The 12,609-nt window shown below is 67.8% G+C and carries 15 protein-coding genes; 2 read left to right on the forward strand and 13 right to left on the reverse strand.

Annotated features, from left to right (window positions below; genetic code table 11):
* Positions 1-9: 9 nt before the first annotated feature.
* Complete coding sequence (locus tag RM423_RS12535; protein WP_311423370.1) at positions 10-999, reverse strand: NAD(P)H-quinone oxidoreductase; 990 nt, start codon at positions 997-999, stop codon at positions 10-12.
* Positions 1,000-1,095: 96 nt separating this feature from the next.
* Here RM423_RS12535 and hutH point away from each other — a divergent pair, with 96 nt between their 5' ends.
* A complete protein-coding gene (gene hutH / locus RM423_RS12540) occupies positions 1,096-2,637 on the forward strand; it encodes a histidine ammonia-lyase (protein WP_311423371.1) in 1,542 nt (513 codons plus the stop codon).
* Positions 2,638-2,676: 39 nt separating this feature from the next.
* Here hutH and RM423_RS12545 read toward each other — a convergent pair whose 3' ends face one another.
* The 4 genes from RM423_RS12545 to RM423_RS12560 form a co-directional block, all read right to left on the reverse strand.
* Entirely contained in the window at positions 2,677-3,336 is a 660-nt protein-coding gene (locus RM423_RS12545) for an aminodeoxychorismate/anthranilate synthase component II (protein ID WP_311423372.1), read from the reverse strand.
* Between the two features lie 21 nt (positions 3,337-3,357).
* On the reverse strand, positions 3,358-3,528 hold the full coding sequence (locus RM423_RS12550; RefSeq protein WP_311423373.1) for a hypothetical protein: 171 nt from the start codon (positions 3,526-3,528) through the stop codon (positions 3,358-3,360).
* A complete protein-coding gene (locus tag RM423_RS12555; protein ID WP_311423374.1) occupies positions 3,529-4,488 on the reverse strand; it encodes a class E sortase in 960 nt (319 codons plus the stop codon).
* Between the two features lie 100 nt (positions 4,489-4,588).
* A complete protein-coding gene (locus tag RM423_RS12560) occupies positions 4,589-5,383 on the reverse strand; it encodes a DUF881 domain-containing protein (protein WP_311423375.1) in 795 nt (264 codons plus the stop codon).
* A gap of 145 nt (positions 5,384-5,528) precedes the next feature.
* Here RM423_RS12560 and RM423_RS12565 point away from each other — a divergent pair, with 145 nt between their 5' ends.
* Positions 5,529-5,801 carry a cell division protein CrgA gene (locus tag RM423_RS12565; RefSeq protein ID WP_311423376.1) on the forward strand — a complete coding sequence of 91 codons (273 nt, stop codon included), beginning with the start codon at positions 5,529-5,531 and terminating at the stop codon, positions 5,799-5,801.
* 33 nt (positions 5,802-5,834) lie between these two features.
* Here the strand turns inward: RM423_RS12565 and RM423_RS12570 are convergent, their stop codons facing one another.
* The 8 genes from RM423_RS12570 to RM423_RS12605 all read right to left on the reverse strand — a co-directional run bounded on the left by RM423_RS12570 (position 5,835) and on the right by RM423_RS12605 (position 12,516).
* Positions 5,835-6,875, reverse strand: a complete 1,041-nt coding sequence (locus RM423_RS12570; RefSeq protein ID WP_311423377.1) for a rhomboid family intramembrane serine protease — start codon at positions 6,873-6,875, stop codon at positions 5,835-5,837.
* 13 nt (positions 6,876-6,888) lie between these two features.
* Positions 6,889-7,419 carry a peptidylprolyl isomerase gene (locus tag RM423_RS12575; RefSeq protein WP_311423378.1) on the reverse strand — a complete coding sequence of 177 codons (531 nt, stop codon included), beginning with the start codon at positions 7,417-7,419 and terminating at the stop codon, positions 6,889-6,891.
* Positions 7,420-7,453: 34 nt separating this feature from the next.
* Entirely contained in the window at positions 7,454-8,077 is a 624-nt protein-coding gene (locus RM423_RS12580) for a hypothetical protein (RefSeq protein ID WP_311423379.1), read from the reverse strand.
* A gap of 74 nt (positions 8,078-8,151) precedes the next feature.
* Positions 8,152-8,865 (reverse strand): type 1 glutamine amidotransferase, encoded by a 714-nt coding sequence (locus tag RM423_RS12585; protein WP_311423380.1) that lies wholly within the window; start codon positions 8,863-8,865, stop codon positions 8,152-8,154.
* Positions 8,862-10,154: a MurT ligase domain-containing protein gene (locus RM423_RS12590; protein WP_311423381.1), complete on the reverse strand. Its 1,293-nt coding sequence runs from the start codon at positions 10,152-10,154 to the stop codon at positions 8,862-8,864. The genes RM423_RS12585 and RM423_RS12590 overlap by 4 nt, the downstream gene beginning before the upstream one ends.
* Positions 10,155-10,239: 85 nt before the next feature.
* Positions 10,240-10,662, reverse strand: coding sequence for a PaaI family thioesterase (locus tag RM423_RS12595; RefSeq protein ID WP_311423382.1), 423 nt, complete (start codon positions 10,660-10,662; stop codon positions 10,240-10,242).
* Positions 10,655-11,836: an aromatic ring-hydroxylating oxygenase subunit alpha gene (locus RM423_RS12600; RefSeq protein WP_311423383.1), complete on the reverse strand. Its 1,182-nt coding sequence runs from the start codon at positions 11,834-11,836 to the stop codon at positions 10,655-10,657. Before RM423_RS12600 ends, RM423_RS12595 begins: the two co-directional genes overlap by 8 nt.
* Complete coding sequence (locus tag RM423_RS12605; RefSeq protein ID WP_311423384.1) at positions 11,833-12,516, reverse strand: TetR/AcrR family transcriptional regulator; 684 nt, start codon at positions 12,514-12,516, stop codon at positions 11,833-11,835. The genes RM423_RS12600 and RM423_RS12605 overlap by 4 nt, the downstream gene beginning before the upstream one ends.
* Positions 12,517-12,609 lie beyond the last annotated feature (93 nt).

Consider the following 12,609-nt stretch of genomic DNA (forward strand, 5'->3'; position numbering starts at 1 on the left):
GGGCGTCGTTCATCGGGCACTCAACAGGACCTTGCCGATGTGGCTACTGTCCTCGATGATCCGGTGCGCCTCGGCCGCCTCGGCCATCGGCAGCACCTCGTGCACCACCGGCCGCACCTGACCGGCCTCGATCAGCGGCCAGACGGAAGCCTCGGTACCGGCCACGATCAGAGCCTTCTGCTCCAGCGGACGGGCTCGCAACGTCGCCGCGTAGATGCTGGCGCGCCTGGTCATCAGCGCCCCCAGATTGAGCTGGCCGACGGCGCCGCCCTGCATTCCGATCACCACCATCCGGCCACCCGTCGCCAGCGAGGCGACGTTGCCCTCGAGGTACCTCGCCCCGATGGTGTCCAGGATGACGTCGACCCCGGCGCCGTTCGTCTCGGCACGGATGACGTCGGCGAAGTCGGATTCCCGGTAGTTGATCGCGACGTCGGCGCCGAAGTCCCGGCAGGCCTGCAGCTTTGCCGCGCTGCCCGCGGTGGTGAACACCCGCGCACCCCGGGCATACGCGAGCTGAATCGCCATGGTGCCGATCCCGGAGCTGCCGCCGTGCACCAGAAATGCTTCGCCCGGCGCCAGATCCGCCGCCGGAGCCCTGTCGAACACCATCGACCACACCGTGCAGCTCACCTCGGGAAGCGCGGCCGCTGTCACCAGATCCACGCCGGACGGCACGTGCATGAGCTGAGCGGCCGGGACGGCGACCTGCTCGGCGTACCCGCCGCCGGTGAGCAGCGCGCACACCTCGTCACCGACCTGCCACCCCGTCACGCCCGCACCGAGCGCCGCGATCCGGCCGCTGCACTCCAGCCCGAGGGTTTCAGAGGCGCCGGGCGGCGGAGCGTAGTTTCCGGCGCGCTGCAGCAGGTCCGCACGGTTCACCGCGGTGGCGGCCACCTCGAGCAGGACCTCGCCGTCAGCCGGCTCGGGCACCGGCACGTCCTGATATGCGAGTACCTCGGGTCCGCCGGGTTCGGTGATGACGACAGCCTTCATGCCCTCGAACCTACCGGGGTCTCCTCGACGGCCACCGCCGAGGCAGCAGCACGGGGCTGTCTGCCGTGATTGCCGGAGTGCGGCAGGATAACGGGCATGACAATGGTGTCGGTGGGCGTGGGCCCCGTTTCAGAAGCTGAACTGGTCGCGGTCGCGCGAGGGGAGGCTCCGGTCGAGCTGGCCGCCGAGTCGCTGAGCGCGCTGCGGGACACCCGCGCGATCGTCGAGGCGCTGGCCGACGACATCGAGCCGCATTACGGCATCTCGACCGGGTTCGGGGCGCTGGCCACCAAACACATTCCGGTGCAGCGCCGCGCGCAGCTCCAGCGGTCCCTGGTCCGCTCACACGCTGCGGGCTCGGGCCCCGAGGTCGAGCGCGAGGTGGTCCGCTCGCTGATGCTGCTGCGGCTGTCCACTCTCGCCACGGGGCGGACCGGCGTGAAGGTGGACACCGCTCAGACGCTCGCGGCGCTGCTGAACGCCGGAATCACCCCGGTCGTGCGCGAGTACGGGTCCCTGGGCTGCTCAGGTGACCTCGCACCGCTGGCGCACGTCGCGCTGGCCCTGATGGGCGAGGGCGAGGTGCGCGACAGCCAGGGTGAGCTCCGCAGCGCCGAGCAGGCCATGGCCGCGGCGGACATCAAGCCGATCGCGCTGGCCGAGAAAGAGGGCCTGGCGCTGATCAACGGCACGGACGGGATGCTGGGCCAACTCCTGCTGGCGTGCGCCGACCTCGACCTGCTGCTGCGGACGGCCGACCTCTCTGCGGCCATGTCGATCGAGGCCATGCTGGGCACCGACCGGGTGTTCGCGGCCGACCTGCAGGCCCTGCGGCCCCAGCCGGGCCAGGCGGTGGCCGCGGCCAACATGCGAGCGCTGCTGGCCGGCTCCCCGATCGTGGCCTCGCACGCCGGCCCGGACTGCGTCTACGTCCAGGACGCCTACTCGATGCGGTGCGCGCCGCAGGTCGCCGGAGCTGCCCGCGACACCCTCGCGCACGCCCGGATGGTCGCGGGTTACGAGCTGCGCTCCGCCGTGGACAACCCGGTGATCACCCTGGACGGACGGGTCGAGTCCAACGGCAACTTCCACGGAGCGCCGGTCGGCTACGTCCTGGACTTCCTGGCGATCCCGGCCGCCGACGTCGCGAGCATGTCCGAGCGCCGGACCGACCGGATGCTGGACGTGGCCCGGTCCCGGGGCCTTCCGCCGTTCCTCACCGACGACGCCGGCGTGGACTCCGGGCACATGATCGCGCAGTACACCCAGGCCGCGGTCGTGTCGGAGCTCAAGCGGCTTGCCGTCCCGGCGTCGGTGGACTCCATCCCGTCCAGCGCGATGCAGGAGGACCACGTCTCGATGGGCTGGTCGGCTGCCCGCAAGCTCCGGCGATCGGTGGACGGGCTGACCCGGGTGCTGGCCATCGAGCTGCTGAGCGCCGCTCGCGCGCTGGACCTGCGCCGGCCACTGCAGCCGGGACCCGCCACCGGAGCGGTGGTAGCGGCGCTGCGGAAGTCCGTCCAGGGCCCCGGGCCGGACCGCTACCTCTCCCCAGAGATCGAGGCTGCCGTGGAGTTCGTCCGCTCGGGGACGGCCGTACGCGCCGCAAACTCCGGACTGGCCGAGGAACTGGCCTAGTCAGTTCGCGTAGTCGGCTGGCCCAGCTAGTGGCGGTGATTACACCGCGGTGCTGAAGGCCTGGGCGCGCATGGTGTCCAGCCCGGACACCAGCTCATCGACGCGCTCCCAGTCCGGGTCCGCACCGCACCGCAGCAGCCAGTTCGCCAGCATCCGGTGACCGCCCTGGGTCAGCACCGACTCGGGATGGAACTGGACGCCGTCGATCGGCAGGCTCCGGTGCCGCAGCGCCATCACCACCCCCGACGCGGTGCGCCCGGTCACCTCGATCTCGGCCGGCAGGGTCTCTTCGCGCACGGCCAGCGAGTGGTACCGGGTGGCGGTGAACGGCATGGGCAGGCCGGCCAGCACACCGAGGCCGGCATGCTGGACGTCGCTGGTCTTGCCGTGCAGCAGTTCCGGGGCGCGGTCCACGACCCCGCCGAACACGGCGGCGATGGCCTGGTGGCCGAGGCAGACGCCGAATACCGGCAGCTCGTGCTCGGCGGCGGCTCCGACCATCGCCATGCTGACGCCGGCGTCTTCGGGCGTGCCCGGTCCCGGTGAGATGAGTACCCCGTCTACGCCCAGGCCGGGCAGTTCGTCCGGCGTCACCGCGTCATTGCGCCGGACGACCACCTCGGTTCCGAGCTGGCCCAGGTACTGCACCAGGTTGTAGACGAAGCTGTCGTAGTTGTCGACGACCAGGATGCGGGTCACCGGTCCAGTGTCCACGCGGGCTTACTGGTTGACGGTGCCGGGGCCGGTGATGGGGTTGGCCGGAAGCCTCGGCTCGATGTACGGGAACACCACGAACAGCAGCAGTGCGGAGACCAGCGCGACGAGCACCAGGGCTTGCAGCAGGCGCAGCCCGGTCGCACCGGGCAGGTGCCGCCAGATCCAGACGTACATCTAGAGCGTCCCTCCTGCGAGTTCCTTGGGTAGCGCCGATCCCTTGTCGGGCACCGCGCGGGAGAGCACGGCATGCACGATCATGCGCTGGTCGGCGGCGTACTTGGGGTGGCACGTGGTCAGCGTGAGCAAGGCCCGGGTCGGCGTCGTGCCCGGGTGGTTGGGCACCGGGTCGATCACCTGGATCGCGCTCGGCGACACGATCTCGCGGCCGGGCACGCCCTGGGAGTCGACCACGTTCAGTGCGGCGTCGATGGCGTTGTTACGGCCGTCCCCGGCCGGCAGCTTGGTCGCCGCCGCGTACGCCTTCTGGTCACCGAGGACCTTGTAGACGTACCAGTTGGTCGCCGTCTGCACCACGATGGAGTCGCCGGGGTGCAGCTGATCGAGGTTCAGGAAGGGCTCGCCCTTGCCGACCCGGTGACCGGCCAAGGCGAAGTTGCCGACCTGACCGGGCAGCTGGCTCTTGCTGTAGTGGCCGGGGCCGAGCTCGAGATCGGAGTCCTTGGTGCCCTGCACGATCGTGCGGGCGAAGTCCTTGCCGAAATCTGGGATGTAGAGGTTGGCGAAGCCCTCGCCGGCGGGTAGCACGACCTGCCTGCCGCTAGGCAGGTTCAGCTTGTCCTCACCCCTGAGCGGGTCCAGCCCCTTTTTCCAGGCCGTCGCGAGCTTGCTGGAAACCTGGTCTTGCTTGTGGGCGGCGAACAGGTTGGACACCCAGATCTCGTAGACCACGAACAGCAGCAGGACGAGGCCCACCGACACCATGGTCTGCCCGATGCCCCGAAGCACGGTGCGGAGCGTGTCACCGCCACCCGGCGGACGGCCTCCCGGGCTCCCGGCGCTTCCGGTCGGCAGCTGGACGGGTGGGGGCGGCGGGGACTGGACCGCTGCCAGGCCTCCCGGCGCGGCCGAGCCCCGGGCGGAGAAGTCCCAACCACCCCTCGTCTGCTCGGTCATCCGTTTTCCAACTCTCTCGTCAGGGCTCTTTCACTCTCTCTCGTCAGGTTCACTGCTCTCCGCCCCGCTCGACCGCCCCCGCTCGACCGTCCCGCCGACGTCAGCGGCCCACCGTCGCGTAACTCAGCGTGACAGGAGCGTCGTATGCGGGGGCGGAAATCTTGCTCTTCGTATTCAGTTCGTAGCCCAGTCCGTAGGACGAGGCGTCCTTGCGGTACTGCCGTAGCCCGGACGACTGATCCAGCGCTGCCCGCATCGAGTCGACCGGTCCGATCGCACCAATGCTAAATGGAGGTGAAAAAACCCGCCCGTTAAGCAGGAGGGTACTGCCCACGCAGCGGACCGCACTGGTGGCGACGACGCGCTGGCCCATCACCACGATCGCCTCGGCGCCACCGGCCCACATCGCGTTCACCGCCGCCTGCATGTCGGACTGGTGGACGACCTCGGCGTTCGCCTTCTCGGGGTCCGTCTCGGGTTGACTGGGGTGGGCGTCGTCCAGCGTCAGGGTGATTCCCGGTCCGGACACCGCCACCAGGCCGGCCGGCAGTGACAGCTTGTCAGCGGCGGACTTGATGACCGAGATCCCGTTGTCGGACTGGGCGCGCTTGTTCGTCAGGGCCGCCACCTGGGACTGCAACTGCTTCACCGTTGCCTCGTCGGCGCCGGCCCTGGCCTCGGCCTGGCGGACCAGGTCCGCGACATCGGAGCGCCCGGCCGAGCGCAGGTCGGTTCCGCGAGCGGTATGGGCAGTGGTCGCGGCGAGCAAACCGGCGAGCAGGGCCACCACCGGCACCAGGAGCTGCCAGCTGCCGGAACGCCGGTTTGTGCCCTTCCGGTCGAACAGAGCCCTGGCGGACAGGCGTGTGAAAAGCGCCGGTGGAATACGGGTCATGCCGGCCTCCCCTGCCACCAGTGCCTGCGCGTGCCTACGGTCAGTGCGACGATTACGCTAGCTGCACCGTCCCCGCCGGTGTGCGCCGACGCCTGTCCTGGTACGGCTTCACAGCGTTTACAGTTCCGTTCTTTGAGGAGATTCCGTGCCGAAGTCCAAGGTTCGCAAGAAGACGCCCTACGCGCCGTCTCCGGCGGCCACGTCCAGCACTGCCGTGGGCGGGAAGGCCCTCAGGCCCAGCCCCGCCTGGTACCCCATCGTGATGGCAGCTTTCCTGGTCATCGGCCTGGCCTACATCGTCGTCTACTACATGGCGGCCCAGAGCATTCCGTTCATGAACAGCCTGGGAAGTTGGAACTTCGCCGTGGGCTTCGGCTTCCTGGTGGTCGGCCTCGGCATGGCAGTGCGCTGGCGCTGACAGAGTTATCCACAGCTTCTTCCACGCCTGTGATTACATCGGTGTAGTTCTCCCCAGCACCGTCCACACTGTGGACGAAGAGTGCCCTGCGGTCCTGCTCGATATCGGGCTCTCCACCCGGGAGCCGGCCGGCGCCGAACTCGCTGGTGCGGCCACGACGGCGGGGCCCGTCAGCTGCGTGCGGATGTTCTCGGCCCGCCACACCGCGACACCCACGAGCAGCACGAGCAGGGCGCCCAGGCTTGCCGCCTGAATTCGTTGCAGCTGGCCGGTGAGTGGCTTGCGGTCGAGTGACCACCCCAGCAGGGCCAGGGTGGCGAGGCCCCCGACGACGAAGCCGCCGATATGCCCGAGCTTGGAGATACCCGGCACCGAGAAGGTGAATACCAGGTTGATACCTACGGTGATGAGCAGCGATCGGGTATCGAACCCGACGATGCGCGACAGCACCAGAGCCGCGGCGAAGAGGCCGAAGATGGCACCGGACGCGCCGACGACCGGCTGCGAGAGGTTGCCGAACACCAGGATCGCGACCGACCCGCCAAGAGCTGAGAGCGCATAGACCGCCAGGAAGCGCCACCAGCCGAGCACCCTCTCCAGCGCGGGGCCCAGGGCGTACAGCGCCCACATGTTGAACAGGATGTGCAGTGGGCCGGCGTGCAGGAAGGCCGCTGTCACCAGGCGCGAGTAGTCGTGCTGGTACCCGACCAGCGCCGGTACCAGCTGCCAGTCGCTGAACAACTTGGTGCCGGTGTTGTCGACGAGATTGCCGCCCTGGCCGAGGCCCGTAACGAGATACACGATCACGTTGAGGGCGATCAGCGCCCAGGTGACGTACGGCCGCCCGGAGCTGACCGCGGCACCGACGGCCGTCCGGCCTCCGCGCACGGTGGCTGCCCCGGCCTTGACGTCGTCCGGGCACTGAAAGCCCACCGAGGCGGGGCGCTGGCACTCGGGGCAGATCGGACGGTTGCAGCGGACGCACCGCACGCCGGTGAGCCGGTCGGGGTGCCGGTAGCACCCCGCGAATCCATAGTTCGGGTCCGGTCCGGCGGGCGGTTGCGTCGGCTGCATGTCAGGACAACGGCTAGGCGTCGCTGATGGTTACCGAGTTGATCGTGATGTCGGTGACCGGACGGTCTGCCGCACCGGTGCGAGCCTTGCCGATCGCGTCCACCACCGCGCGGCTCTCGGCGTCTGCGACCTCACCGAAGATGGTGTGCTTGAAGTTCAGGTGCGGGGTCGCCACCGTCGTGATGAAGAACTGGCTGCCGTTGGTGTTCGGTCCGGCGTTGGCCATCGCGAAGAGGTACGGCCGGTCGAAGCTGAGCTCGGGGTGGAACTCGTCGCCGAAGTTGTAACCCGGACCGCCGGTGCCACGGCCCAGCGGGTCACCGCCCTGGATCATGAAGTTGTCGATGATCCGGTGGAAGATCGTTCCGTCGTACAGGTTCGCGGTGGTCTTCTGACGGGTGCGCGGGTCGGTCCACTCCTTGGCACCGGTGGCCAGGTCGACGAAGTTGGCCACCGTCTTCGGCGCGTGGTTGCCGAAGAGGTTGACCTTGATGTCACCGGCCGAGGTGTGCAGGGTGGCCGTCTTGGTTGCTGGGGCTGTCACGGAAAGAACTCCTGTCGTCGGAACGTGGGACGTGCTACTTGAATCTAGGGGCAATCGTCCGCGCGAGATTCAGCGCGTTCAGTGCGGGGTAGGGCTGCTGGGTCCGGACCGTCACCACCGTGCTGTCCTTGACGAAGACGCACAGCCAGGCGTTGGTGCCCTGCAGGGGCTTCTGGAACGCCACCGCGCCGTCGCCGATGGCGGGATCCGACTGCACCTCCGGATGGCCCTTCGCGGACCCGACCATCGCGTTGTAGGCCTGCACCCTGGTCTTGAACGTCGCCACGTCGATCTCGCCGATCACCGTGTTCACGTCGTACTGGAAGTAGAACCGACAGCCGACCGGCTTGGTCTGCAGCAGCGTGACCCGGCCGACCCGGTCCCCCTCGCCGTCGGCGAAGTCCTGGTCGGAGATGTACGGGCAGGTGCCGTCGACCTCCTTCACACCACTGGGGGTGCCGAGCGACGGCTCGGGCGTGGTCATGGTCGTGCTGCGAGGCGCGGTGCTCTGTTCACCTGCGCCACCACCGAGGCCACCGCCGTTGTCGTCGGACGTCGGTGAGCTGCTGGCCGACGAAACCGGTGCTGGGGCCGCCGTGGTGGCGGCGCTCGTACAGCCGGCCAGCAGCCCGGACAGCACCACGCCGGTGCGGAGCAAGTTCGCTCGGGTTCTCGCCTTGTTTGTCAACGCAGGCGCCCTCGGCACGGCTGTTATCGCCTTCGCGGCCGCAATCACCGCGGTCGCCGCACGGCAACGTCGGCTGCCGCCTCGGCCAGCGAGTCATCCAGCGGTTCGAGTACGGGGTCGAGCCCGCGCCGGACGAGCGCCCGGCTGAGCAGCTCGTCGGCGAACGCGGGGCTCTTGGCCAGTACCGGGCCGTGCAGGTAGGTGCCGAAGACGTTGTCGCGTACGGCGCCCTCGGTCAGGTCGCTGCCGTTGTTGCCGCGCCCGCTGACCGTCCTGCCGAGCGGCTTGACGTCCCCGCCGAGTTCGGTGAGGCCGCTGTGGTTCTCGAACCCGACCAGCCGGCCCCACGTGGTGTCGATGTGGTTGTTACCGATCAGCCGCGAGTCAGACCCCTTGGTGACGACGTCGAGCACGCTGACGCCCTCGATGCGGTCCCCGTCCTTCGTCAGGAACTCATGCCCCAGCATCTGGTACGTGCCGCAGATCGTCAGCATCACCAGGTCGTCGTCGGCCATCGCACGCAGGGTCGGGCCACGGCTGACGAAGTCCCGTCCGATGTCGCCCTGAGCCGCGTCCTGGCCGCCGCCACCCAGCAGGATGTCGGCGTCGGCGGGCAGTGGATCGCCGACGTTGATCGGCACCACCTTCGCTTCCAGCCCGCGCCACTCCAGCCGCTTGCGCAGGACGAGGACGTTGCCGGTGTCGCCGTAGATGTTCATCTCGCGCGGGTACAGGTGCACCAGCGTCAGGGCGCTCATGCCGTCACCGCCTCTGTGTTGGTGTTGGTGGCGCCGCTCAACTTCGTGAGTACCTGATGGAGCTGCCACATGGCGGTGTACGTCGAGAAGACCACCACCGTGTCGCCGTGTTTCACCTGCAGCGAGGCGCGCGCGACCGCGCCGGCCAGCTCGGGCTCGACCTGGTCGGCCGTCACGCCGTCATAGTGCAGCCTGACGGCCATGTCGGCCGCGCGTGTTCCCGAGGTCACCAGCCAGCCGGATTTGCCTTGCAAGGCCTGGGCGAACTCGACGTCCCACAGCCACGACATGTCGCGGCCGTCGGCGTAATCGTCGTTGATGGCGATGACGGTCGCGGCCGGACGCAGGCCGTCGACGGTGCGCAGCGACTGCCGGAAGCCGGCTGGGTTCTTCACCAGCTGCAGGACGACGCGGCGCCCGTTGAGCTGGAAGGACTGACCCCGGCCGAACGCCGGCTCGACGGACCGCAGACCTGCGGCGACGACGTCGGCACCCAGCCCCAGCGTCAACGCCAGGGCCGCCGCTCCTGCCGCGTTCTGAGCGTTGTGCGCACCCTCGGCCCGGAGTGTGATGCGCTCGACCGCATCACCGATGCGCAGCGTGAGCTCGGTGCTGATTCCCAAGTCCACGTCGAGCAATTCGGCGCTGGCCGCGACGCTCGACAGTGCGATGTCACCGCCGTACATCTCTTCGTCCGTCGGAAAGAGCTCGCGCAGGGACGGCGCCACGCCGAAATAGCTGACCTCGGCGCTCAGGCCGCTCGCCAGGGCAACCAACCGGGGGTCGTCGCGGTTCAGGACGACGTCACCGGTGGTCAGGCCGGCCACCGTGCCCAGCAACCGAGCGGTGGTATCGATCTCGCCGAATCGATCAAGTTGATCCCGCAGCACATTGAGCAGTAGTAGCCGTTTGGGCTGGTGTACCTGACAGAACAGCACGGCATGCGCCTCGTCGAGCTCGAAGACGGCGACATCGGCCGGCGTGCGCCCGAGCCAGTCAGAGTGCTGCACCACCGCGGTGATCGTGCCTCGGACGAAGTTGCCGCCGGTGTCGTTGGTCAGCACCCGGTAGCGCCGCGCCAGCACCGTCGCCACCATCTTCGTCGTGGTCGTCTTGCCATTGGTGCCGCTGACCACGATGACGCCCTCAGGCAACCGGGCGAGCCTGCGCGACAGGAACCGGGGAAACACCTTCTCGACCACCAGGCCGGGAAGCGCGGTGCCGCGCCGCCCGAGTGCGCGCAACGCAAGCAGGGTCAGCTTGCCGAGCCAGATCGCGAGGATATCCATGGTGCTGTCAGGCTACCCAGTGTGACTGACAGCCATGACGAGCGCAGCGTGGTGGCTTCGTTTCCGGCGCGACGAGCGCAGGCCGTCAGCCCTGGGCTGTCGGTGTGACAGCGGTGATGGTGCCCTGAGCTACCGCGACGAGGCTCTCTTCCTCACCCGTGCTCGAATAGACCAGGCACTGACACACCGCCTGCCGGCGCCCCACCGAGAGCGCGTTCGCGCGGGCGACCAGCTTCTCGCCCTTGGCCGGTGCGACGTAATTGATCTTGAACTCGGAGGTCAGGGCGTCCCCGCCGAGTGACATACCGCCCGCGAAGGTCAGGGCGTTGTCGGCGAGATAGCTGAGCACGCCGCCGTGCGCGTAGCCGTGTTGCTGCTGAAGCGCTTTCTGCATGGTTATCGATATCTCGGCCCAGTCCTCGCCGATTCCGGTGAGTTCCGCTCCGAGCAGCGCGGTGAAGGGTTGGGCCGCGAAGATCTCTCTTGCGACGGCGGTGATCTCAGGCATCGCCTGCCAACGTCCTCTCGGTGCTCGATCGATCCAGTCGCTGGTCGATGTTGTCCTGGAACATTGCCAACAGACCTTCCGCTAGGCCTAGCGTGTGATGTGTGTTCGCGCCGCGGACGAGGTTCTTCTGGATATCCTCGGCGATCGCGAAATCCTCGTCACCGAAGACCGTGTCGTTGGTGAATACGAATCGCTTTTCGAGCGCGGCCTGACCGGCTGGCCCCACGAAATCTTCGGCCCGGTAGAGCATCTCATGGGTCCAGATGGATTGGTTCGGTGAAAGCGGATAGAAGATGTTTATCGACACGTAGTCGGGATGCATGATGAAGAACGTGTTCGGAAAGAAGCTGTAATACACCGACGCGTAGTCCAGGATCTGCCACTCGTCCTCCGGCTTGAGGTGCACGTCCTCGACGTTGGTGCGAGCCGCCGACAAGCGGATGTGCGGCCCGGACTCGTCATGGGCGATGGCGCCCTTGCGAAACGCCGCTGACAGCGTGTGCCGGTGCAGGTGGGGGACGTGGTAGCCCTCCAGATAGGTCTGGATCAGCAGCTTCCAGTTGGCATTCTTGACCACCTTCGTCTTCTTGTACTGAACCAGGGATTCCACGCCGAAGTCGACCAGGTCCTGATAGAAATCACCGAGAAAGGACCGGACGTCCAGGGGCGTACCCGGCGTGCGCCCGATCCACACCAGACCGCCGGCCTCGGCCACCGGCAGCTCGACGAGACCATGGGCACAGGTATCCAGGCCAGGAAAGTCACGCGACCGGGTGATGCCCTTGAGGGTTCCGTCGAGGCCATACACCCAGCCGTGGAATGGGCACACAAAGGCTTTGGTGGTTCCGCTCCGCTCCGCGGTGAGTTCAGCACCACGGTGGCGACATTGGTTGAAGAACCCGCGAAGAACCCCGTCCGCGCCTCTGACCACCACATACGGGAAGTCGTCCCAATCGCTTCTGACGAACGTTCCCGGTTCACGTAGGGTGGCGACGTTGCCGACGACGAGCGGAAATGCCGAGAAGGTCGACGCCAACTCTTGTCGGAACAGCTCGGCGTCGGTGTACTTGGTCACCGGAATGGTGACGACGTCGTCGAGCATCTTATCGTCGCGCTTCTCCTCCCGCAGGCAGAGAAGTCGCTTGAGAATCGACACCTGTTCGTCGTGATTCATCGTCCTGCCCCTTCGTAGGCTGCCGTGCGACCAGGTGTGCTGGAATCATCGAGCGGGATGCGCGGCCCATGGGGGCCAGCACCTGAGGCGCGTATGCAGAACTGGGTGATGTCCTCGACCACGGCATCGGTCAGCTGTGGGAACTCGGTCCGGATCGGATTCAGCGGGCCGACCAGGGTTTCTGAGATAGCACCGACAAGCGCACGCGAGGTCGTGAGCACGCTTTGCGGCGGGAACGTCGCGGTGAGCACTCCGCGCTCGATGATCTCGGCGGTCAGGCGGACGTACTGCTCCCGGTAGGCCAGCCGTTGGCGCTCGACGGCGGGTGACACCGGCTCGAAGAGAAGGGACCACGAAAGACGTGGTGCGGCCAATGCCCTCGTCGCGAACATCTGGACGAGTACGCGGAGCTTCCCGGCGGCGTCGGTGGCGGTGGCGAGCCCCGCCTCGACTGCCGCCAGCTCCTTGCCCGCGCAGGCAGCGAAGACCTCGGCGTGCAAGGTCTCGACGTCCTGGAAATAGGAGTAGACCGATCCAACGCTCACCCCGCTGGCTACCGCGACGGGACGGATCTTGGCAGCGCTGAATCCGTACTGGCGGACGATGCGCTGCGCGGCGGACAGGATGTCGTCGCGGCGGCGATCCAGGCGCGACTGCTCGTTCGACGTCTTGCGATACACCAGGCACGCACCACCAAGAGTTGAACTGCGGTTCGACGCACATTACTTGGTGGCTCTCGCCCTGTAAAGGCGACTTTGTCCGCCTGGCTAGTG

The sequence above is a fragment of the Jatrophihabitans lederbergiae genome, assembly GCF_031845305.1.
Lineage (GTDB): Bacteria > Actinomycetota > Actinomycetes > Mycobacteriales > Jatrophihabitantaceae > Jatrophihabitans_A > Jatrophihabitans_A lederbergiae.